The following is a 21,486-nucleotide window of genomic DNA, read 5'->3' as shown; positions in this document are numbered from 1 at the left end:
CCGGTTGCAGTTGGATCAAGGTTCCCGTCAGGCGCCTCATCGCCGCTCGCGAGCCGGTCACCCTACCCCATACTGGGGTAGGGTCGGCGGCACGAAACGCCGATCAAGACACTCCGGTGGCAACCGGGACGACCGCAGGAAGAGGGTTCGCCATCCAGCAGTTGATGATGCGGCTGAGCGGTCTGCTGCGGCGCTGGCGCTGGGTGGTTTTCGCCACCTGGCTGCTGCTCATGGTGCCGTCTCTGTATCTCGCGGCGACCCAGTCCAGCAACCTCAGCGGCGGCGGGTTCGAGGTCGCCGGCTCCCAATCGCTGCACGTCCAGCGCGAACTCGAGGACCACTTCCCCGACGAGGGCGCCTCACCGCTGGCCCTGGTCGCGGCTCCCAACGCCAACGCCACACAGGAAGACATGGCGGCCGCCGTCGACGAGCTCAAACGCATCGCGGCCGGCGTCTCCAGCGTCAAGGTCGTCCCCGACCCCAATCAGGCCGAGCCACAGGCCGGCAAACCCTATGTCGTGACGTTGCGCCTCGACTTCAACAACAGCGGCGCCGTCGACATCGCCAAGAAGCTCCGTACCGCGGTCGGCATCAAGGACGGTAAACCCGGCCAGACCGCCGACGGCAAGGTCCGGCTGTACGTCATCGGGCAGGGCGCACTCGGCGCGGCCGCCAGCGAGACCACCAAGCACGACGTGGCCGAGGCCGAGAAGTGGAACCTGCCGATCGTGCTGATCGTGCTGCTGGCGGTGTTCGGTTCCCTGGCCGCCGCGGCCATGCCGATGCTGCTCGGCGCGTGCACGGTGATCGTGACGATGGGAGTGGTCTACCTCCTGTCCATCTGGGTCACCATGAGCGTCTTCGCGACGACGACGCTGTCGATGTTCGGCATCGCGCTGGCCGTGGACTATTCGTTGTTCATCCTCATGCGCTTCCGCGAGGAGCTGCGGGCCGGCCGCGATCCGGAACAGGCCGTCGACGCGTCGATGGCGACCTCGGGCCTGGCGGTGGTGCTGTCCGGGCTCACCGTGATCGCCTCGATCACCGGCATCTACCTCATCGGCACGCCGGTGCTGTCATCGATGGCGACCGGCGCCATCCTGGCCGTCGCCATCGCGGTGCTGACCTCGACGACCCTGATCCCGGCGGTGCTGGCCACGTTCGGCAAGCGGGTCGCCAAGCGCTCGTCGTGGCTGCACGTCTCGCGCCGCTCCGACGCCACGCAGTCGCCGTTCTGGACCCAGTGGACCGAACGCACCATGCGCTGTCCGTGGCTGTCGGCACTGCTCGCCACCGTCTTCCTGGTTCTGCTGGCGGCACCGTCGTTCGGCATGCAACTGGGCAACAGCATGCTGCGCCAGTTCTCCCCGACCCATGAGATCCGCAGCGGCGTGGCCGCAGCAGCGGAAGCGCTGGGCCCGGGTGCCCTCGGCCCCCTCCGGGTGCTCGCGACGTTCCCCGACGCGACGGCCTCCGACCCGCAGAACACCGCGACGCTCGACGCGCTGCACCAGACCATGACGCAGGCGCCGGACGTGGCCCAGGTGGCCCCGCCGGTGTTCAGCAACGACAATCGCAGCGCCCTGTTCACGGTCGTGTTGTCGGTCGACCCCGAAGACCTCGTCGCGCGCGACTCCATCACGTGGCTGCGACAACACCTGCCGGGCGTCGCCGGCCCGAATGTCGCCGTCGCGGTGGGCGGACCGACGGCGCTGATCATGGACTTCGACCACCGCGTCGCGAACACCGAGGTCCTGGTGTTCGTCTTCGTCTCGCTCATCGCGTTCGTGATGCTGCTGATCTCGATCCGCTCGGTCGTACTGGCGCTCAAGGGCGTCCTGATGACGGTGCTGTCGGTGGCCGCGGCCTACGGCAGCCTGGTGATCGTCTTCGAGTGGGGCTGGTTCAAGGCGCTCGGGTTCAAACCCCTGGAGTCGCTGGACACCACCATTCCGCCGCTGGTGCTGGCGATGACGTTCGGCCTGTCCATGGACTACGAGATCTTCCTGCTGACGCGCATCCGGGAACGCTTCCTGCAGACCGGCAACACCCGCGACGCCGTCGCGTACGGCGTCAGCACCAGCGCCCGCACCATCACCAGCGCCGCGCTGATCATGATCGCCGTCTTCATCGGTTTCGCGTTTGCCGGTATGCCGCTGGTGGCCCAGATGGGTGTGGCCTGCGCCGTGGCCATCGCGGTCGACGCGACGGTGGTGCGGCTGGTCCTGGTACCGGCGCTGATGGCGATGTTCGACCAGTGGAACTGGTGGCTGCCCAAGTGGCTGGACCGCCTGCTGCCGTCGGTGGACTTCGAGAAGCCGCTGCCCGCCACCGATACCGGCAGCCTCGTCATCATCCCCGACGACATCTCGGCACTGGGCCCCTCCGGCTCCGAACTGCGCAGCGTCGTCAAGTCCGCGGCGAAGCTGCAAACCCTTGCCGCACAGACGGTTACGGTCGCCGACCCGCTGGCGTTCAGCGGCTGCGAGCCGGGCGAGCAGCAGTACGTGCCGCGCGCCGTCCCCCGCCGGATCGCCGCGGCGCCCCCGCGCAAGGACCGCTCCCGCACCGGGCTGGCGCTGCTGCGGCGGCGCGCGCACGGCCAGTCCCGGTCCGCGTCGGACAACCCCGACGTGCACCCCGTCACCATGTGGGGCGGACGGCTGTCGGTCGCGCTCGACGCCCTGTCGCTCGACGAGACCGACGGCCCCGCCATCGAACGCCGCAGCCCCGTGGAGACGACGACGGTGCTGCTGCCCACGGGCGACCGGCTCGAGATCCCGACGGGCGCCGAGACGCTGCGGCTCAAGGGCTACCTGATCATGTCCCGCAACAGCGTTCAGGACTACACCGACTTCGTCGATCTGGTGTCGTGCATGGACATCCGGACCGCAGCCGCGGTTCTTGCCGGAATTGACGGGTATTACTGTGGAGAACGGTCGAAGAACCAGTGGGTGGCCACCCAGTTGGTCCGCAGGTTGGCCGACCCGCACCCGTTCGACGACCACGAATCGGCAGATTGGCCCGACGTCAAACAGCGTTGTCTGGCGGTGGCAGTGGCCATGTTGGAGGAGGCGAGGTGACGTTGACATCCGAGGTGAGGGACACCCCTTCTGGTGCCGACGATCCCCGTGAGCCCACCGCATCCGGCACCAACGGGGCACCCACCGTCGCATTCCCGGCGCAGGCCCCCGGAGAGAAGCCCGTCGAGTTCTGGTCGACGTCCGCCATCCGCGCCGCGCTGGAGAACGACGACCTCGCGGTGTGGCAGCGCATCGTCGTCGCCATCAAGCGCGACCCCTTCGGCCGTACCGCTCGTCAGGTCGAGGAGATCCTGGCGACCACCAACCCGTACGGCATCTCCAAGGCGCTGGCCGAGGTACTGGCCCGCGCCCGCACCCAGCTCGAGGCCAACGAATGCGCCGAGGTGGCGCGCCAGATCCGGTTGCTGATGGAGCGCTCCGGTCTCAGCGAGACCGAGTTCGCGTCGCGCATCGGTGTTGGCACACAAGAACTTTCGGCCTACACCTCCGGCACCACCAGCCCGTCGGCCGCGCTGCTGGTACGCATGCGCCGGCTCTCGGACCGGTTCGCCCGGATGCGTTCCGCCCGCTCGTAGCCACCCGCCGAGAAGGACCAAATGGTCGCTTCTCGCGCGCCGAGACGACCATTTGGTCCCTCTCGAGCGGCCTTCCCCCCTAGCGCGACGCGATCGGGGTCACGTCCATGACGAGCCAGCGCCCGTCCTGCTTCGTCAGCGTGACCCGCAGCCCCAGCACCGTCGCCTGCGCGGGTTTGTTCGGCGCGTTCTGCGAAGCCCGCATGACCACCGCGACACTGGCGAAATTCGGGCCGATGGTCTCGATACCGGCCGAGATGGTGCTGGCCTGCCCGGCCACCCCACGGCTGGTCAGATCCTTGGCGACCGCGTTGAACTCGTTGCGGTAAGCCTCCGCGCGCTGCGGCGCCATCAACGACGTGGCCCGGTCGATCGACACGTTCGGCGCGCCGGGGGTGAAGGTCGCCGACGCCTCCGCGACGCTGCTGGCGATGCCGACCACCATGGACATGTCAGCGCTCGTGGTGCGATCCGGCACCGTCCACTTGGTGTAGCCGACGATGGCGGCCGCGACCACGGCAACCGCCGTCAGCCCGACGACCGCGAGCCGCAACCTGGGCGCGTCGTCATCGGTGCCCATGGTGACGCCGTCACGGCGGAACAGCACGAAGTTGACGATCGACGCCTGCAGCACCAGCAGCCCGACGATGGTGCCCACCACGACCCACCACAGCGGCCGCTCCAGCGCCAGCCCGATGTAGACGAGGCTCGCCAGCACCGCGAGCGGCGCCAGGATGTCGAAGACCAGTACGCGCCACGCGTTCCTCATCGCAGCGTCTCCAATCGCGAGATCAGCAACTTGCCGCCGACATCGGACACCCCGAGGCGCAGCCGCCAGCGCACGGTCTGCGGCTTGGCACCGGCGTTCTGGCTCACGGACGTCGCGATCACCAGCACCGTCGTCGTATCCGAGGAGATGGCCGCCAGCTCCGGCTGGACCGCCGGTTTGCCCTGCTCCCCCGGCGGCGCGTGATGCAGCGTCTCCAGCGCGACGGACTCGATCTGCCCCGTGGTCTGGCTCTGCAGCTTCTGCACCAGCTGGGTGAACGGCGCGACGGTGGCGTCGAAATCGGCGTTGAGCTGGCCGACGGTGCCCTCGTGCAGCTTCGGCACGTTGACGGCGACGTTGTCCTTCGTCATGTTGATCAGCAGGCCGGCCCAGTCGGCGGCGGCCTTCATCGCCTGCGCCTCGTGCACGCGGTCCTTGTCGTCGGCCCGGTGCCCCAGGTAGACCCAGGTCGCGACGACGACGGCGACGGCCGCCACGACACCCAGTACCGCGGAGGCGATGCCGTAGCGGCTGAAGATTCCCTCAGCCTGATCGCTCGGCGGTGCGGCTTTGGCGGCGGGCTTGGTGTCACTGGCCGCGCCGGCTGATGCTGTGTCTTTCGCAGCGTCTTTTTCGGCGGAGTCTTCGCTGCGCTCGTCGGGCATGGGCGTGAGGCTACCCGCAGCGCCCACCGGCACTGCAGCGGCGATGGCAGGATGGCGAGGTGACTCTCGAAGCTACCTCTCCCCGATCCGGTATCGACCTGAGCTACCTCGACCCCGACGCCCGTCCGCAGGACGACCTGTTCGGTCACGTCAACGGCCGCTGGCTCACCGACTACGACATCCCGGCCGACCGTGCCACCGACGGCGCCTTCCGCCTGCTGGCCGACCGCGCCGAGGAGCAGGTGCGCGATCTCATCACGACGGCCTCGGGCCCGGTCGGCTCGGACGCGCAGCGCATCGGCGACCTCTACGCGAGCTTCATGGACACCGAGCGGGTGGCCGCCGTCGGCCTCGCGCCGCTGCGGGCTGAGTTGGATCTCGTTGCCGACGCTTCGACGCCGCAAGCGCTGGCCGCCGTGCTGGGCGGGCTGCAGCGCGCCGGCGTCGGCGGTGGTGCCGCCGCGTACGTCGACACCGATTCCAAGGACTCGACGCGGTACCTGCTGCACTTCACGCAGTCCGGCCTGGGCCTGCCCGACGAGTCGTACTACCGCGAGCCGGCGCACGCGGCGGTGCTCGCGGCCTACCCGCAGCACATCGCCCGCATGCTGAGCCTGGTCTTCGGCGGCGATCAGGCCGAGACGGCCGCCCGCATCGTCGCGCTGGAGACCAAACTGGCCGCGGCGCACTGGGATGTGGTCAAGCGCCGCGACGCGGACCTGAGCTACAACCTGCGGCGGTTCGCCGATCTGGCCGACGAGGCGCCCGGTTTCGACTGGGACGGCTGGCTGGCGGCGGTGGGCGCGCCGGCCGACGTGGTCGCCGAAGTCGTTGTGCGGCAACCGGATTTCCTGGTCGCGTTCGCGGCGCTGTGGGCGTCCGAGCCGCTCGAGGACTGGAAGGCGTGGCTGAGCTGGCGCGTGATCAGCGGCCGTGCCCCGATCCTGACCGACGACCTGGTGGCGGAGAACTTCGACTTCTACGGCCGCACCCTGTCCGGCACCGAGGCGATCCGGGACCGCTGGAAGCGCGGCGTCGGCCTGGTCGAGAGCCTGATGGGCGACGCCGTCGGAAAGCTCTATGTGGACCGGCACTTCCCGCCGTCGCACAAGGCGCGGATGGACGAGCTGGTGGCCAATCTGCGCGAGGCCTACCGCGTCAGCATCACCAACCTGGAGTGGATGACGCCCGAGACGCGGCAGCGCGCGCTGGCCAAGCTGGACAAGTTCACCCCGAAGATCGGTTACCCGGCGCGCTGGCGTGACTACTCGAACCTGGTGATCGACGCCGGCGACCTGTACGGCAACTACCTGCGCGGCCAGGCCGTCGAGCACGACCGGGAGCTGGCCAAGCTGGGCAGCGAAGTGGACCGCGACGAGTGGTTCATGACGCCGCAGACGGTGAACGCCTACTACAACCCGGGCATGAACGAGATCGTCTTCCCCGCAGCCATTCTGCAGCCGCCGTTCTTCGACGCCGAGGCCGACGACGCCGCCAACTACGGCGGTATCGGCGCGGTGATCGGGCACGAGATCGGGCACGGCTTCGACGACCAGGGCGCCAAGTACGACGGCGACGGCAACCTGGTCGACTGGTGGACCGACGCCGACCGTGCCGAATTCGGTTTGCGCACAAAGGCTCTCATCGAGCAGTACGAGGCCTTCACGCCGCGGGCACTGGAGGCGGGCCACCACGTGAACGGCGCGTTCACCGTCGGCGAGAACATCGGCGACCTGGGCGGACTGTCGATCGCGTTGCTGGCCTACGAGCTGTCACTGGGCGGCGAGGAGGCGCCCGTCATCGACGGCCTGACCGGTGTCCAGCGCGTCTACTTCGGCTGGGCGCAGGTGTGGCGCACCAAATCCCGTGATGCCGAAGCCATTCGGCGCCTCGCCGTCGACCCGCACTCGCCGCCGGAGTTCCGGTGCAACGGCGTGATCCGGAACATCGACTCGTTCTACGAGGCGTTCGACGTCAACACGACCGACGAGCTGTACCTGGATCCCGCCGAGCGCGTGCGCATCTGGAATTAGCCGAACAAAGCGAAACCCCCTATTTCGTTGGAAATAGGGGGTTTTCGCGTTGCCGGGTCAGCGCGTGCCGGCGCCCGAACCAGAGCCCGAACCGGTGGACGGAGCGGCGGGGGTCTGCATGCCCCACTGCCAGTCGCCAGCACCGTCGGAGTAGTTGTACAGACCGACCGAGTTCTTCACGACGATCGGGTCACCGCTGCCGAACTGGTCGTAGAACCACTTGGCGTTGTCGGGCGCGAGGTTGATGCAACCGTGGCTGACGTTGCGCTTGCCCTGGTCGGACACCGACCACGGCGCGCTGTGCACGAACGCGCCGCTGTTGTCGATGCGGACCGCCCACTGCACCTTGAGCTTGTAGCCCTGCGGTGAGTCGACCGGGACGCCGTAGGTGGACGAGTCCATGATCACGTCCGGGAACTTCTCCAGCACGTAGTAGGTGCCGTTCTTGGTCTCGTCGCCGGTCTTGCCCATGGACATCGGGAAGGTCTTCTCGACCACGCCGTTGCGGCTGATGGTCATCTGGTGCGTCGCGTTGTCGGCGGTGGCGACCAGTGAGTCACCGGTGCGGAAGCTGGACTTGGTGCCCGCGGCGTCGATGTTGACGACGGTGTTCGCCGGCCAGAAGGCGATGGGCCGCCAGCGCAGCTGGGTGTCGGTCACCCAATAGAACATGCCGGGCACCGGCGGGTTCGACGAGATGTGCACGGCGTCCTGCGCCATCTGCTTGTTGGCGATGGGTCGCGCGAAGTTGATGTAGATCGGCTTGGCGACACCCACCATGGACCCGTTCACCGGGTTGAAGGTCGGCGGGTTGAACGGCGGCTGGCCGACGAACGGCGTCGGGTTCTGGCCGGCCGGGGTACCTGCCGGGATCGGCTGCGGCTCGCCGGGGATCGGGGCGCCCGGGATGACCGGAGCCGGCGCGACGGGCGCGCCGGGGGCGAGCGGGTCACCGACCGGCGGGATCGGCGGCGGCAAAGGGGCCTCAGTGGGAAGGCCGGGGTCGATCGGCGCTGCTGCCACACCGGGGTCCGGCGCATCCGGGTCGGCCACCGCCGACGGGGTTGCGACGGTCATTCCGGCGACCAGTCCGGCCGCCACGACCGCGGTCAGTAGCTTGCTCTTGTTCCACTGCGGCATCCGCCACCTCCAGTTCACAACGTCCCCAGTCTCTCATAGCGCGCTGACCGGCCCCTCCCGCGAAAGGCCGTCATACCCCGCTTCCGGCCCCATCGAAGGCCGCTGAACTGCACAGTTGATCGCCTCAGATATGTCGGGCGTTACTGTCCCGGCCCGCGCTCGACACCCCCGAAACGCCGCGGACGGCTGTCGAAGCCCGGGGATCCGCGCACAATCGGACCTGTGATTGTTGCCTTCAGCGTCAGCCCGATGGGTGGCGACGAGTCCGGCGGTGTCGCCGCGGCCGTCGCCGCAGCCGTGCGGGTGGTGCGCGAGTCCGGCCTGCCCAACGAGACCAACGCGATGTTCACGAACATCGAAGGTGAGTGGGACGAGGTGATGGCCGTGGTCAAACGAGCCGTGGAGGCCGTGGCGGCGGTGTCCCCACGCGTCAGCCTGGTCCTCAAGGCCGACATCCGGCCCGGCTACACCGGCCAGCTGACCGCGAAGGTCCAGCGCATCGAGGACGAACTCGGCGCCTAGCCGGCACTCGGCCGACGACCCCTAACACGATCGACACACGCCCGTACTGCCGGCGCCATCATGCTGCTGACAATGGTCAGGCATGGGTTCTGATGTGCACGGGTTCGCCACCGGTCCGACGATCGGCCCGTCGGTGGCCGAAATCCTGGCTTCGCACGCCGGCGGCACCGGCTCCCCGGTCAAGACCGCGGCCCGCGTGGCCGATGCGGTAGCCGCCCGCGGGGACGACGGCACCTGGTTGTCCGTCGTGCCGCGCGAGGAGCTGCTGGCGGCCGCAGCCGAGATCGAGAACCGGCCCGGCGCACGTACGCTGCCGCTGTACGGCGTGCCGTTCGGCGTAAAAGACAGCATCGACGTCGCCGGGGTGCCCACGACGCTGTCCTGCCCGGACTACGCGTACGTCGCCGAGCGGACCGCGCCGGCGGTGCAACGCCTGCTCGACGCGGGCGGGCTCTACGTCGGCAAGACGAACCTCGACCAGTTCGCCACCGGCCTCAACGGCACCCGGACGCCCTACACGGTGCCGCGCAGCGTCTACGGCGGTGGCCTCATCTCGGGCGGGTCCAGTTCGGGCTCCGCGCTGGCCGTCGCCCTGGGCCAGGTGCCGTTCGCGGTGGCCACCGACACCGCCGGGTCCGGGCGGGTCCCCGCCGCCCTCAACGGCGTGGTGGGTTTCAAACCGTCCCGCGGACTGATCAGCACCGTCGGACTGGTACCGGCGTGCAAGTCGCTGGACTGCCTCAGCGTGATGGCGGGCTGCATCGACGACGTGGACCGGGTGTTCGACGTGCTGGCGGCCCGCGACGACGCCGACGCCTGGTCGCGCGACCGGGGACCGCGTCACGACGGCGGTCCGATCCGGGTCGGCCTGCCGCCGATCGCCGAGCTGGAGTTCTTCGGCGACGAGGCCATGCGCGCGGCGCATCTGAGTTTCCGTGAACACCTCGAGCGCCTGGCCGACATCGTCGAGGTGTCACTGGCGCCGTTTCTCGCCGCGGGCGCGTTGCTCTACCAGGGCCCGTGGGTCGCCGAGCGGCTCGTCGAGTTCGGTGATTTCCTTGCTGCGCAACCCGATTCGATCCACCCCGTGGTGCGGGACATCTTCCGCAGCGGGCTGAACTACACCGCGGTGGACGCGTTCGCCGCCCTGCAGAAACTGCAGGAGCTCAAAGCCGAGGTGGGCCGCCTCTGGCAGACCATGGACGTCCTCGTGGTGCCGACCATCGGAACCACCTTCACCGTCGAGCAGGTGTTGGAGAACCCGATCAACTGCAACACGATGCTGGGCCACTACACGCACTTCGGCAATCTGCTCGATCTGCTGGGCGTCGCGGTCCCGCTCGGCACGACCAGTGACGGCCGGCCCTACAGCGCGATGCTGCTGGGCAACGCCCTGTCGGACGACACCGCGCTGACGCTGGCCGCGCGCATCCTCGACGAGCCCCGCGCGACGACCGAGGTCGCCGCGGCGGCGGTCACGGAGCTCGCATGACGTCCGTCGCGGTACCGGCCGCACCGACACCGTTCACGCTGACCGCCGGTCAGACCGCGCTGATCGTCATCGACATGCAGCGTGATTTCCTGCTGCCCGGCGGCTTCGGCGAGAGCCTCGGCAACGACGTCGACCAGCTGCTCAAGGTGGTGCCACCGCTGGCGGCGCTGCTCGCCGCGGCCCGCGCGGCCGGGGTCATGGTCATCCACACCCGCGAGGGCCACGAACCCGACCTGTCGGACTGCCCGCCCGCCAAGCTGAATCGCGGTGCGCCGTCGAAGCGCATCGGGGACCCCGGCAAGTACGGGCGCATCCTGATCCGCGGCGAATACGGTCACGACATCGTTGACGAGCTGGCCCCTATCGACGGCGAGTTGGTGATCGACAAGCCCGGCAAAGGCGCCTTCTACGCCACCGGGCTGCAGGACGCGCTGACCGGCGCGGGCATCACGCAGCTGCTCGTCACCGGTGTCACCACCGAGGTGTGCGTGCACACCACCACCCGCGAAGCCAACGACCGCGGCTACGAGTGCCTCGTCGTATCCGATTGCGTCGGTTCATATTTCCCGGAGTTCCAGCGCGTGGGCCTGGAAATGATCGCCGCGCAGGGCGGCATCTTCGGCTGGGTCGCGGACACCGCGGCCGTCATTCCGGCACTGCAACAACTCGCCGCCCCATCACCTTCCGCGGTTTAGAGAGGACCTGCCCATGTCCACCGACGTCTCCGATCCCCCGGCCGCCGGAACCCCCAAGCCGGCCCTGTCCATTCCGTGGTGGACGCGCGGCGACACCAACGCGTTCTTCGGGCTGGGCTTCAACATCCTAGTCAATGTCCTGACGCTGACGGGTCTCATGATCGGCGTCGTCAAGGTCCCCGCCGGCGACGTGCTCGGCACCATCCTGCCCGCGCTCGGCGTGGCCCTGATCCTCGGCAACCTCTACTACACGTTCCTGGCCCGTCGCCTCGCCCGGCGCGAAAACCGCACGGACGTAACAGCTTTGCCCTACGGCCCGAGCGTGCCGCACATGTTCATCGTGGTGTTCGTGGTGATGCTGCCGGTCTACTTGCACACCAAGGATGCGATGCAGGCCTGGCAGGCGGGGCTGGCGTGGGCCTTCATGATCGGCATCATCGTCATGATCGGCGCGTTCGTCGGCCCCTACATCCGCAAGCTGACACCGCGGGCGGCCATGCTCGGGACGCTGGCCGGCATCTCCATCACCTTCATCTCGATGCGGCCGGCAGCGCAGATGTGGGAGGCGGCCTGGATCGGACTGCCGGTGCTGGCGATCATCCTGATCGGCTTCTTCACCGACGTGAAGCTGCCATTCGGCATCCCGACCGGACTGGCCGCGCTGCTCGTCGGTACCGCCATCGGCTGGATCGGCGGGTTCATGTCGGCGCCCGATGTCGCCAAGGCGGTGTCCGACATCGCGATCGGGCTCCCCGATCTGCGGGTCGGCATGCTGCTGTCGGGCCTGTCGCATCTGGCCCCGCTGCTGGGGACGGCGATACCCCTCGGCGTCTACAACTTCACCGAGGCGATGAGCAACGTCGAGAGCGCGGCCGCCGCCGGCGACAACTACAACCTGCGCAGCGTGCTGCTGGCCGACGGCGCGGGTGCGGTGATCGGGTCGGCCTTCGGCTCGCCGTTCCCGCCGGCCGTCTACATCGGCCACCCCGGCTGGAAGGACGCCGGCGGCCGGGCCGGGTATTCACTGGCCAGCGGCGTGCTGATCGGGGCCTTCTGCTTCCTGGGCCTGTTCGGCGTACTCGACGCGCTGTTGCCGGTGCCCGCGATCGTGCCGATCCTGCTCTACATCGGTCTACTGATCGGCGCGCAGGCCTTCCAGGCGGTGCCGCGCCTGCATGCCGTCGCCGTCGTCGCGGCGCTGCTGCCCAACCTCGCGCAATGGGCCGGCGGCCTGGTCGACAACGCGCTGAACGCCGCGGGCACCTCGGCCTCAGCTGTGGGCCTGGACAAGCTCAACGGCGCCGGCGTGGTCTACCAGGGGCTGCAGACGCTCGGCGAGGGCGCGGTACTCGTCGGCCTGATCCTGGGCACCATGGTGGCCTTCATCCTGGAGAAGAAGTTCCTCTACGCGGCGATCGCATCGGCCGTCGGTGCGGCGTTGTCCTTCATCGGCCTCATCCACGCACCCGAGGTGTCGTGGGCGGCCAATCCGCAGGTCGCCCTGGGCTACCTGTTCTTCGGTCTGGTGTGCGCCGCGTACTCCCGGCTACCGGGAGCCGACGAACCCGTCACGGTCGACGAGTCGGACGTCGTCGCCGGGCATTAGCGTCGCGGCACGATCACAACGTCCGGCTGAGAGCGTCGTTGAACGTATATACGGTTATCGCCGCTCTCAGCCGAACGTTGTGATCGGCGTCAGGACCGGACGAGCCGCGCAATCGCCGCGGAGGCCTCGGCCAGCTTCTGCTCGGCCTCGTCGCCGCCGACGGCCACCGCGTGGCTCACGCAGTGCCCGAGGTGCTCGTCGAGCAGCGCCAGCGCGACCGACTGCAGGGCGCTGTTGACCGCGCTGATCTGCGTCAACACGTCGATGCAGTACTTGTCCTCGTCGATCATCTTGGCGATGCCGCGGACCTGTCCCTCGACGCGCCGCAGCCGCTTGGCGTAGTTGTCTTTGTTCGGCGAATAGCCGTGTTGGGCTTCCTTCGGCGCATCGCCGCGTGAGGCCTCAGGGTGGCCCCCTGGTGCCCCCGACTCGTCTGCCGTCATAAGCCCAGCGTACCGCATACCCCTTAGGGGTATCCAATGCAAGTCGGCTTGGTAGCGACCGGCATACTTACCTGCATGTCTGCAGATCAGCCCGATATCAAGCCCCGCAGCCGCGACGTCACCGACGGTCTCGAGAAAACCGCAGCCCGCGGCATGCTGCGCGCGGTAGGGATGGGTGACGACGACTGGGTCAAGCCGCAGATCGGCGTCGGGTCGTCGTGGAACGAGATCACCCCCTGCAACATGTCGCTGCAGCGGCTGGCGCAGTCGGTCAAGGAGGGCGTGCACGCCGCCGGCGGTTACCCGCTGGAGTTCGGCACCATCTCCGTCTCCGACGGCATCTCGATGGGCCACGAGGGCATGCACTTCTCGCTGGTGTCGCGCGAGGTCATCGCCGACAGCGTCGAGACCGTCATGCAGGCCGAGCGCCTGGACGGCTCGGTGCTGCTCGCCGGCTGCGACAAGTCGATCCCCGGCATGCTCATGGCGGCCGCCCGGCTGAACCTGGCCAGCGTCTTCTTCTACAACGGCTCGATCATGCCGGGCGTCGCGAAGCTGACCGACGGCACCGAGAAGGAAGTCACCATCATCGACGCCTTCGAGGCCGTCGGTGCGTGCGCCCGCGGGCTGATGTCCCGCGAGGACGTCGACATCATCGAGCGCGCCATCTGTCCGGGCGAAGGCGCCTGTGGCGGCATGTACACCGCCAACACCATGGCGTCGGCAGCCGAGGCCCTCGGTATGTCGTTGCCGGGCAGCGCTTCTCCCGTCGCCATCGACAAGCGCCGCGACGAGTTCGCCCGCAAGTCCGGCGAGGCCGTCGTCGAGATGCTGCGCCGCGGCATCACCGCCCGCGACATCCTGACCAAGGAGGCGTTCGAGAACGCCATCGCCGTCGTCATGGCCTTCGGTGGCTCCACCAACGCGGTGCTGCACCTGCTGGCCATCGCCCGCGAGGCCGAGGTCGAGCTGACGCTCGCCGACTTCACCCGCATCGGCAACAAGGTGCCGCACCTGGCCGACGTGAAGCCCTTCGGCCGCCACGTGATGAAGGACGTCGACGAGATCGGCGGCGTGCCCGTCGTCATGCGCGCGCTGCTGGATGCCGGTCTGCTGCACGGTGATTGCCTCACCGTCACCGGCAAGACCATGGCCGAGAACCTCGCCCACATCGCGCCGCCCGACCCGGATGGCAAGGTGCTGCGCGCCATGAACAACCCGATCCACCCGACAGGCGGCATCACCATCCTGCACGGCTCGCTGGCCCCCGAGGGCGCCGTCGTGAAGTCGGCCGGCTTCGACTCCGACGTGTTCGAAGGCACCGCAAGGGTTTTCGAGCGCGAGCGAGCCGCCCTCGACGCACTGGAGGACGGCACCATCACGCACGGCGACGTCGTCGTCATCCGCTATGAGGGCCCCAAGGGCGGCCCGGGCATGCGCGAGATGCTCGCGATCACCGGCGCCATCAAGGGCGCCGGCCTGGGCAAGGACGTGCTGCTGATGACCGACGGCCGCTTCTCGGGCGGAACGACGGGACTGTGCGTCGGGCACATCGCGCCGGAGGCCGTCGACGGCGGCCCCATCGCGTTCGTGCGCGACGGTGACCGCATCCGCCTCGACGTCGCCAACGGCAAGCTCGACCTATTGGTCGACGAGGCCGAATTGGCTTCGCGCCGTGAAGGTTTCGAGCCGCTGCCGCCGCGCTACAAGACCGGCGTGCTGGCCAAGTACACCAAGCTGGTCCAGTCCGCCGCCGTCGGCGCCGTCTGCACCTAGCCGGGATTTGTGCACGATTTTCCGCGGTAGGCGCGGAAAATCGTGCACAAAACACCCGGTGGGTGGGCTCGGTGATAGCGTGATGTCGGGCGCGCAGGACCGCCCGACGTCCGCTCGAAGGGGCTCAGCCTCCCTGCTGATTGCTTTACCTTGTGACCGACCTCTTCTCGGCCCGATTCGCGGACGCGGGCGCATGAGAGGAGGCCGTCATGGCCAGCACACTGCCCACCAATCCGTCCCTGGACAAACTGCGCGTCGAAGCCCGCCAACTGCAGCGGGCGGACGGCATCGCACTGCACGCCGCGCAGTTCGCCGTCGCCCGTCGCTATGGCTTCACCGGCTGGCCCGCGCTGGTGCACTACCTGCGACTGGCCGCTGATCTGAGCGTCGACCCGGGCGCGGTCGACGAGGACGCCCTCGACCCGGCCGACCGGTTCTGCTCGTGGGCGTCGTTGCGCTACAACGAATCCGACGCCCCGCCCCGGTGGCAGTCCGCCGCTGAGCTGCTGGCCGCTGATCCCGGGCTGGTCGACCGCAGCATCTGGGCCGCGGCCGCCGCCTCGGACCCGGTCGCGCTGGCAGACCATCTCGCCCATCGCCCGACGCTGGCCGGTGCCGGCGGCGGGCCGTTCGGCTGGGTGCCCATGATGTATCTCTGCTATTCGCGGGTTCCCCTGGGCCGCAGTGCAAATGACGTCCTGGCGGTCGCGACGCTCCTGCTCGACGCCGGCGCCGACCCGAACGACGGTTACCTGTGGTGCGGCATGTCGACGCCGTTCACACTGTTGACCGGCGTGTTCGGAGAAGGCGAGCAAGGGCCGCGGCGGCAGCCCCGGCACCCGTATGCCACCGAGCTCGCGACGCTGCTCCTGCGCCGCGGGGCCCATCCGGTTGACCAGCAGACGCTCTACAACCGCATGTTCCGCGCGGACGATTCGCACCTGGAGCTGCTGTTCGCCCATGGTCTCGCCGACGCCGGACCCAGCCCTTGGGAACGCCGGCTCGGCGAGGCGATGGAGACCCGAGAACAACTGTGGCAGCGCCAGATTCACTGGGCCGCCCAGCACGGGTTCCGCGATCGACTCGACCTGCTCGCCCGGCACGGCATCGACGTGTCCGGCGTCGAACTCGTCACGCAGACCTTTCCCGGTGATCCCAACGCCCGTGACGATGAGGGCGCAACGCCACTGCACCAGGCCGCGTGGGAGGGCGACCTGCCGCTGATCCGGCGGCTGCTCGCGGCGGGTGCGGACCCGTCCCTGACCGACGGACGGTTCGAGTCGACGCCGTTGCAGTGGGCCGAGCACGCCTATCAGACCGAGGCGGCGGAACTGCTGCGCGCCGCGACTTCGGCCACCACCTCCGAATACCACTGAAACAGCCTGATGCGGTGCGGGGCTTCGCTTTTGAGTAACTCCGCCCAGCATTCCGAGACCTTCGCGCGGGCGGCGACGCCGATCCACGGCTGCGGCAACAACTCTGGTGGCAGCAGCGGGTCGGGCTCGAGCGCGCGGGTGAATTCGGCGGCCAGTTCGATGGCCGTGGTGAGCTGCGCGGTCGGGGTGGCGTCCGGCAAGGCGGACAGTGCGCGTTCGGCGACAGCGAGCAGGCGCCGGTGACGTTCGGCGATGTCGTCCAGCGGCCAGAGGTGGGCGGCGACGGCACGCGGCTCGGCGCGGCCACCGACAGCCAAGTCGGTGGTCGTCAGCGTGGTGACGTGGTCGGTGATCGCCAATTGTTCTGCCGCGTCGGCGATCTCACGGTCCCAGTCGTTCGGGGAGACGTACAGACCACCTTGAATCGCGGCGCCACCGAGGCGCACGATCGCGTCACGCATCGCGTCACGCGCCGACCGCACCGACTCCGGAACCGCGAACGCCACGACGTGCCAGCGGCCGTCCCACGGCGCGTCGCCCCGGTCCTGGGCGTACATGAGCCGCAGATAGTCGAGGTCCGGGGTGATGCTGCTGCGCAGCTCGTCGGTCGCCCGCAGCACCGCTTTCCGGCCGCGCCCGTCCTGGACGAACTGCCCGTCGGCGACCAGTCGCTTGATGCACAACCGCACCTGCTGGTCCGTCATCCCGAGTTCGCCCGCGACGTCGTACAGCGCACCGGCGTCGATGGTCGCGTCGTCCCGCAACATGCTCTCGACCAGGGTGCGGGTCGGCACTTCGATGGGTGCGTCCAACGGTCAGCTCCTTGTGCCCGCGATACGACGGGCGGGGCTCCCAAGTCTAGGCACGCTCGTCCTGTTCGACGATGACGAGCGGCCGGCCGGCGGGCCGATCGAGTTGGCGGGCCAGGTCGGCGAAAAATCGCGGCGCGTCGATGACGGCGTCGGGCGGGTGCACTCCCGGGCGCCGCGCGGTGCCGTCGACGATCTGCGCCAGCCCCAACGCCAGCGGGATGCCGGTGGCCCGGGCCATGTCCCCGAACAGTCCCGCCGCGGTCCCGGACAGGTCGAGGTGGGTCAGCACCGTGCGGTCGCGTCCGGCGCGGGTGCCGGATACCGCGGCGAAGAACGGCGGCAGCGTACCCGGTCCCTCGCTGCGGACCGACAGTGGGAGAGATCGCAAGTAGCGCAACAGGTTCGGCTTCGCGAACTGCAGGGCCGCCGTCTCGTGTGTCAGTCGGCGCCGGTCGGTATCGCGGCGCAGCACGTCGAGATACGCCAGCGTCTGCGGCCGCATCACCATGAGGTTGACGGCCTCGCCGGTGAGCCCGAGCGTGCGCCGCAACGTGATGGGCTCGGGGTGACCGACCGTGTACGCGGTGCCGCGGCGGCCACCCGGCAGGGTCAGCCCGACCGGGCGCAGCGGACGCTCGAACGTCAGCTGTCCACCCCGGACGGTGCAGATTTTGCCGCTGCTCTGCAGCATCCAGTGCACGGCCGCCGCAGATGGCCGACCGTCTGGGCCCAACAGCACCTCGCCGCCATCACCGCCCGTCCCGGACACGTCGACCGGCCATGCGGTGTAGGCGTCGTGCACCGTGTCGAGTTCGGCGGCCGCCGTTGCGGCGAGCAGGTTGCTCACACCCGGGCTGGCGCCCATCCCGATGACCGCGCAAACGCCTGCGGCACGGGCGGTTTCGTCGAGTTCGAGCATCTGCACCGTCGGTTCCCAGTCGTCGCAGATGTCGACGTACTGCGTGCCCGTTGCGATTGCGGCGCGTAGCACCGGAACTCCGAAGCGGTAGTACGGCCCGACGGTGTTGACGACGAGGTCCGCCTGGTCCAGGAGCCGGCACAGGGCCGCCTCATCCGTGACGTCGACCTGGGCCGCACGTACCCGCACCGGCGCCTCGGCGAGTTGTCCGCACAACCGGTGCGCGGCGGCGCCGTCCCGGTCCGCAACGACGATCTCGTCGACCCCCGGCAGCCGCGCGGCGAGCCGGACCGCGACCGCGCCCATGGCCCCGGGGCCACCCAACGCGAGAATCCTCATCGGGCCTCCTTGGCGGCCGGCAGTTCCTGGACGTAGCGCCGGAGATTGTCGAGGTAGCTGGGCGCATAGATCTGCCGCGGCGCGAAAGTTCCCATCACATAGGCCTTTACGCTGTTGGGATTGTTCTCCAGATCCTCCTTGGCGAGGCTGTGCGAGGCGTGCGGGTAGGTCTGGACCGTCAGCAGATCGCGACGCACCAGTTCTCGGTATACGCGCTCGGTCTCGGCCACGTCGACGTTCCGGTCGCCCTCGCCGAGCTCCAACAGCACCGGGACTGTGAGGTGCGGCAGCGTGGCACTGACGTCCGCACGGTAGTTTCGCGCGACGAATCCCCAGCGGTCTGCGGACATCGGCGACGCGTCGATGCCGGCCGTGCGGTACTCGTGGTAGGTCGCGCCGGTGCGCAGCAGCTGATTCGTCCGCTCCCGCCGGGCCAGCGCAGCGGCCAGTTCCGACTGCGGCGCCGCGCGCGCCTTCAGCTCGGCCCGCAGGTTGTACTCACCCTGCCGCATCCAATTGATCGCTGGGCCAACGAGAATCACGAACTGCAGGTCGGGTTTGCGCACCGCTACCTCGGGCGCCACCCAGCCGCCCTGGCTGATACCCCAGATGCCGACGCGGTGCGGATCGATGTCCGGCCGGGTGCGGGCCCAGTCGATCGCGGCGCTCGTCTCGGCGGCCCGGTCGGCCATGCTCTGGTTCAGCCAGTTACCGGGTGCACCGCCGACACCGGGCTTGTTCCACGACAACGACGCGTAGCCGGCTTTCGCGAAGGACTCCCAGATGGGCCGGTAGAACGCGTCGCGGGTGGCGTCGGCGGGGCCGTCGCCGTGGACGAACACCACCAGGCCGAACGGTCCCTTCCCCGTCTTGGGCAGGGCCAGCACACCGTCAAGGGGCTGCACCGGCGCCGGGATGGTGACGCGCTGCTCGCGGATCGCGAAGTCGTTGGCGTACAGCACCCAGCCGCCCGCCGACAGCACGACCGCGACAACACAGCCCAGTGCGATCAGCGCGCGGCGTACCCAAGCAGGCAAGCGGCGACCCGTCGTAGAACTATCACTCATGAAACGATCGTAACGCGTTTGATAGTTCATGGTGAGTGGCGTCAGCCACACCCGCCGCCGGCCACCTCACGCGCGGACTAACCGAACTGCGCGTGGAGCTCCGGCAGGAAGCCGGCGAGGTGGTTCATCTCCTGCGCGCAGTGCACCAGCAGATCCCGCGGCTGCGGCAGCTGACGCGCAGCGAGCACCCGAAAAGCATGGTCCGCCAAGGACTTACCGGCACGGAAGCTGACGTGCTGCCCACCCATCCAGAAGCGGGAGCGCATCTCGGCACCGTCCGGTGTCGGCCGCACCTGATGAACCAGCCAGCCGATGTCGACCGGGATGTCCGGCGACCCGAGGCGGGCGACGATCGCCAGCCCGGCGTGCCCTTGCGACTCCGGGTCGACGAACTGGATCGCGACCGAGCTGAGCGCCGAGCCGAGATACTCCTCGACCAGTGAGGTTCGGCCGACATAGGCCAAGTCGTCGCGGCCGTCGCGCCACTGCGCCGACACGTGCGCCCGCGGATGCCACAGCTTGTAGCGGCGCGCGTCGCAGCCGTGCCAGCCGAACCACCAGTCCCACATCTGCGGCGTCACGCCCGGCATGTCGGTGCGCACGGCGACGGTGTATCCGCCGTCCGACAGCGTGCCGTAGCCGTTCTCGGTCTGCTGATAACCGTCCGCGGCCAGCGGCTCCTCGAAATCGGGCAGCACCGGACCGGCCTGCGGCCCGTGCTCGAGCGCCTCCACCACGTGGCGTGGGAGCGCCGCCATCTCCGGATTGAAGAACCTGCCGAACGGTGTGTCCGCGTCGTCACCGCGGTAACCCAGGTAGCTCATGTCCGTCCCATCCAGGCGTAGAAGCGACCCTCCGGGTCATATTGTGCGCGCACCGCATCCAGTCGCGCCATGGCCGCGTCGGTGGCGAACCGCGCCGGCCGGGCACCGAGGTTCTCGTCGGCCAGCTGTATCCCGGTGGCCAGGTGGGACATCGCCGCCATGTTGGAACGGGCCCAGTCGCCGTATTTTTCGTCATCGGCTGCGTCCTGCCAGCCGGCGTAGAGCGCCAGGTACACCTCGTCTTCCAGGCTGTAGGCCATGTCCTGACGGGCGGGCGACGGCCCCCAGTTCAGCCACAGGAAATGCGACGGATGCGGCGGCATGGTCTCGAGGATGTTGCGCACGCCCGGCAGCAGCTCGGCCGTCGACGCCGACGTCCACATGTTGTCCGCGGCGTACCGGTGATCGTTCAGGTAGTTGCTCATCACCGCGTCGTACCAGGTGGGCAGGTTCGTCGGCGCGAACGGCACGGCCATCAGGGCGTGGGGACGTGCGGGGCACGTATCCAGCAGTGCCACTGCAGCTTTCGCGTCATCGTCGCTGTCGGCGAACACCGGAGAAGCCAGCACGATGCCCGGCGTATCGAGCCCCGAGCTCGGCATGGCGCGGGAAGCGACGATCTGCAGCTCCACCCGGCGGTCCACGTCGGCACTGATCGCGCGGGCCCACGTATAGATGTCGTCGGCGGCTTCGAAAGGGTAGACGTACAGGCTGCTGCCGCACACCGGCGGCTTCGGATAGAGGCGCAGGTGGAACGCCGTCACGACGCCGAAGAATCCCGGACCGGATCCCCTTGCCGCCCAATACAAGTCGGGGTGATGCTCGGCGTCACACCGAATCTGCTCACCGTCGGCGGTTACCACATCGAGCGCCAGCACGCTTTCGCACGCCGGCCCCAGCACGCGGCTGTTCCACCCGTAGCCACCCTGCAGCAGGTAGCCGCCGAGCCGCACGCCCCGGCAATGACCTGACGGGAAGAACAGGCCCTGCTGCTCCAGCTCGCCGGTCAGCACGCTGCCGCCCTTACCGGGCCCGACCACGGCGGTCATCGCGTCGCGATCCACCCGGCACGTGTCGAGCCGGCTCACGTCGAGCAGTAGGCCGCCGTCGCGCAGGTGATTGGCCGACCAACTGTGCCCGCCGGAGCGGATGCCGACCGCCAATCTGGTCGCACGGGCGTAGCGGACCGCCACCACCACATCTGCAGTACACGACGCCTGCACGATGACGTCCGGAAAACGCTGCGGCACACGCGCATTCCACACGGTCGCGCAGCGCGCCTCTTCATAGCCCGCGTCACCGCGGCGGAAATGTCGGACTTCGGCCAAAGCTGTCACCGCAACTCCTCACGCCTCGACGCCCCACCGAAACGTAACACCGGAAATCAGC

At 69.0% G+C, this 21,486-nt stretch carries 18 protein-coding genes; 9 read left to right on the top strand and 9 right to left on the bottom strand.

Annotation, left to right across the window (positions count from 1 at the left end):
• Nucleotides 1-164: 164 nt before the first annotated feature.
• Together H289_RS0124090 and H289_RS0124085 are read left to right on the top strand one after the other, a co-directional pair.
• Nucleotides 165-3,083, top strand: coding sequence for an MMPL family transporter (locus H289_RS0124090; protein ID WP_029105673.1), 2,919 nt, complete (start codon nt 165-167; stop codon nt 3,081-3,083).
• Nucleotides 3,080-3,619 (top strand): helix-turn-helix domain-containing protein, encoded by a 540-nt coding sequence (locus tag H289_RS0124085; protein WP_020103404.1) that lies wholly within the window; start codon nt 3,080-3,082, stop codon nt 3,617-3,619. Before H289_RS0124090 ends, H289_RS0124085 begins: the two co-directional genes overlap by 4 nt.
• 79 nt (nt 3,620-3,698) lie before the next feature.
• On the opposite strand, the gene H289_RS0124080 is transcribed toward H289_RS0124085, so the two are convergent.
• Both H289_RS0124080 and H289_RS0124075 read right to left on the bottom strand, forming a co-directional pair.
• The gene (locus H289_RS0124080; protein WP_020103403.1) at nt 3,699-4,388 is read right to left on the bottom strand and encodes a hypothetical protein; all 690 of its coding nucleotides are present in this window, start codon (nt 4,386-4,388) and stop codon (nt 3,699-3,701) included.
• The gene (locus tag H289_RS0124075; protein WP_020103402.1) at nt 4,385-5,053 is read right to left on the bottom strand and encodes a hypothetical protein; all 669 of its coding nucleotides are present in this window, start codon (nt 5,051-5,053) and stop codon (nt 4,385-4,387) included. Before H289_RS0124075 ends, H289_RS0124080 begins: the two co-directional genes overlap by 4 nt.
• Nucleotides 5,054-5,112: 59 nt before the next feature.
• On the opposite strand from H289_RS0124075, the gene H289_RS0124070 reads away from it, so the two are divergent.
• Nucleotides 5,113-7,086, top strand: coding sequence for a M13 family metallopeptidase (locus tag H289_RS0124070; RefSeq protein WP_020103401.1), 1,974 nt, complete (start codon nt 5,113-5,115; stop codon nt 7,084-7,086).
• 57 nt (nt 7,087-7,143) lie between these two features.
• Here the strand turns inward: H289_RS0124070 and H289_RS31210 are convergent, their stop codons facing one another.
• Nucleotides 7,144-8,226 (bottom strand): L,D-transpeptidase, encoded by a 1,083-nt coding sequence (locus H289_RS31210; RefSeq protein WP_020103400.1) that lies wholly within the window; start codon nt 8,224-8,226, stop codon nt 7,144-7,146.
• A gap of 222 nt (nt 8,227-8,448) precedes the next feature.
• Here H289_RS31210 and H289_RS0124060 point away from each other — a divergent pair, with 222 nt between their 5' ends.
• The 4 genes from H289_RS0124060 (at nt 8,449) to H289_RS0124045 (ending at nt 12,541) form a co-directional block, all read left to right on the top strand.
• Entirely contained in the window at nt 8,449-8,748 is a 300-nt protein-coding gene (locus tag H289_RS0124060; protein WP_029105672.1) for an MTH1187 family thiamine-binding protein, read from the top strand.
• 82 nt (nt 8,749-8,830) lie between these two features.
• Nucleotides 8,831-10,240, top strand: a complete 1,410-nt coding sequence (locus H289_RS0124055) for an allophanate hydrolase (protein ID WP_020103398.1) — start codon at nt 8,831-8,833, stop codon at nt 10,238-10,240.
• A complete protein-coding gene (locus H289_RS0124050; RefSeq protein WP_020103397.1) occupies nt 10,237-10,935 on the top strand; it encodes a cysteine hydrolase family protein in 699 nt (232 codons plus the stop codon). The genes H289_RS0124055 and H289_RS0124050 overlap by 4 nt, the downstream gene beginning before the upstream one ends.
• 13 nt (nt 10,936-10,948) lie before the next feature.
• Nucleotides 10,949-12,541 (top strand): SulP family inorganic anion transporter, encoded by a 1,593-nt coding sequence (locus H289_RS0124045; protein WP_020103396.1) that lies wholly within the window; start codon nt 10,949-10,951, stop codon nt 12,539-12,541.
• An 89-nt stretch (nt 12,542-12,630) separates the two neighbouring features.
• Here the strand turns inward: H289_RS0124045 and ricR are convergent, their stop codons facing one another.
• Nucleotides 12,631-12,984 (bottom strand): copper-sensing transcriptional repressor RicR, encoded by a 354-nt coding sequence (ricR, locus tag H289_RS0124040; protein WP_020103395.1) that lies wholly within the window; start codon nt 12,982-12,984, stop codon nt 12,631-12,633.
• 75 nt (nt 12,985-13,059) lie between these two features.
• On the opposite strand from ricR, the gene ilvD reads away from it, so the two are divergent.
• Nucleotides 13,060-14,760, top strand: a complete 1,701-nt coding sequence (gene ilvD, locus H289_RS0124035) for a dihydroxy-acid dehydratase (RefSeq protein WP_020103394.1) — start codon at nt 13,060-13,062, stop codon at nt 14,758-14,760.
• Between the two features lie 209 nt (nt 14,761-14,969).
• A complete protein-coding gene (locus H289_RS0124030; protein WP_020103393.1) occupies nt 14,970-16,136 on the top strand; it encodes an ankyrin repeat domain-containing protein in 1,167 nt (388 codons plus the stop codon).
• Here H289_RS0124030 and H289_RS0124025 read toward each other — a convergent pair.
• The 5 genes from H289_RS0124025 to H289_RS0124005 all read right to left on the bottom strand — a co-directional run bounded on the left by H289_RS0124025 (nt 16,073) and on the right by H289_RS0124005 (nt 21,434).
• Nucleotides 16,073-16,903: a PaaX family transcriptional regulator C-terminal domain-containing protein gene (locus H289_RS0124025; protein WP_051128583.1), complete on the bottom strand. Its 831-nt coding sequence runs from the start codon at nt 16,901-16,903 to the stop codon at nt 16,073-16,075. The two genes, H289_RS0124030 and H289_RS0124025, sit on opposite strands and share 64 nt — an antisense overlap.
• 91 nt (nt 16,904-16,994) lie before the next feature.
• Nucleotides 16,995-18,206 carry a saccharopine dehydrogenase family protein gene (locus H289_RS0124020; protein ID WP_029105669.1) on the bottom strand — a complete coding sequence of 404 codons (1,212 nt, stop codon included), beginning with the start codon at nt 18,204-18,206 and terminating at the stop codon, nt 16,995-16,997.
• Entirely contained in the window at nt 18,203-19,273 is a 1,071-nt protein-coding gene (locus H289_RS0124015; protein WP_051128582.1) for an alpha/beta hydrolase family protein, read from the bottom strand. Before H289_RS0124015 ends, H289_RS0124020 begins: the two co-directional genes overlap by 4 nt.
• 77 nt (nt 19,274-19,350) lie before the next feature.
• Nucleotides 19,351-20,097, bottom strand: coding sequence for a DAPG hydrolase family protein (locus H289_RS0124010; protein ID WP_020103389.1), 747 nt, complete (start codon nt 20,095-20,097; stop codon nt 19,351-19,353).
• Nucleotides 20,094-21,434, bottom strand: coding sequence for an FAD-binding oxidoreductase (locus H289_RS0124005; protein ID WP_020103388.1), 1,341 nt, complete (start codon nt 21,432-21,434; stop codon nt 20,094-20,096). Before H289_RS0124005 ends, H289_RS0124010 begins: the two co-directional genes overlap by 4 nt.
• Nucleotides 21,435-21,486: the final 52 nt, after the last annotated feature.

The organism is Mycobacterium sp. 360MFTsu5.1 (assembly GCF_000383495.1).
GTDB lineage: Bacteria > Actinomycetota > Actinomycetes > Mycobacteriales > Mycobacteriaceae > Mycobacterium > Mycobacterium mucogenicum_B.
This window is presented reverse-complemented; position numbering and strand designations above follow the sequence as displayed.

Excerpts from the sequence above, each read along its gene's own strand:
- H289_RS0124090 (WP_029105673.1), top strand. The coding sequence starts at position 165 with ATGATGCGGCTGAGCGGTCTGCTGCGGCGCTGGCGCTGGGTGGTTTTC.
- H289_RS0124080 (WP_020103403.1), bottom strand. The coding sequence starts at position 4,388 with ATGAGGAACGCGTGGCGCGTACTGGTCTTCGACATCCTGGCGCCGCTC.
- H289_RS0124075 (WP_020103402.1), bottom strand. The coding sequence starts at position 5,053 with ATGCCCGACGAGCGCAGCGAAGACTCCGCCGAAAAAGACGCTGCGAAA.
- H289_RS31210 (WP_020103400.1), bottom strand. The coding sequence starts at position 8,226 with ATGCCGCAGTGGAACAAGAGCAAGCTACTGACCGCGGTCGTGGCGGCC.
- H289_RS0124055 (WP_020103398.1), top strand. The coding sequence starts at position 8,831 with ATGGGTTCTGATGTGCACGGGTTCGCCACCGGTCCGACGATCGGCCCG.
- H289_RS0124050 (WP_020103397.1), top strand. The coding sequence starts at position 10,237 with ATGACGTCCGTCGCGGTACCGGCCGCACCGACACCGTTCACGCTGACC.
- H289_RS0124045 (WP_020103396.1), top strand. The coding sequence starts at position 10,949 with ATGTCCACCGACGTCTCCGATCCCCCGGCCGCCGGAACCCCCAAGCCG.
- ricR (WP_020103395.1), bottom strand. The coding sequence starts at position 12,984 with ATGACGGCAGACGAGTCGGGGGCACCAGGGGGCCACCCTGAGGCCTCA.
- ilvD (WP_020103394.1), top strand. The coding sequence starts at position 13,060 with ATGTCTGCAGATCAGCCCGATATCAAGCCCCGCAGCCGCGACGTCACC.
- H289_RS0124030 (WP_020103393.1), top strand. The coding sequence starts at position 14,970 with ATGGCCAGCACACTGCCCACCAATCCGTCCCTGGACAAACTGCGCGTC.
- H289_RS0124025 (WP_051128583.1), bottom strand. The coding sequence starts at position 16,903 with ATGTTGCGGGACGACGCGACCATCGACGCCGGTGCGCTGTACGACGTC.
- H289_RS0124020 (WP_029105669.1), bottom strand. The coding sequence starts at position 18,206 with ATGAGGATTCTCGCGTTGGGTGGCCCCGGGGCCATGGGCGCGGTCGCG.
- H289_RS0124015 (WP_051128582.1), bottom strand. The coding sequence starts at position 19,273 with ATGAGTGATAGTTCTACGACGGGTCGCCGCTTGCCTGCTTGGGTACGC.
- H289_RS0124010 (WP_020103389.1), bottom strand. The coding sequence starts at position 20,097 with ATGAGCTACCTGGGTTACCGCGGTGACGACGCGGACACACCGTTCGGC.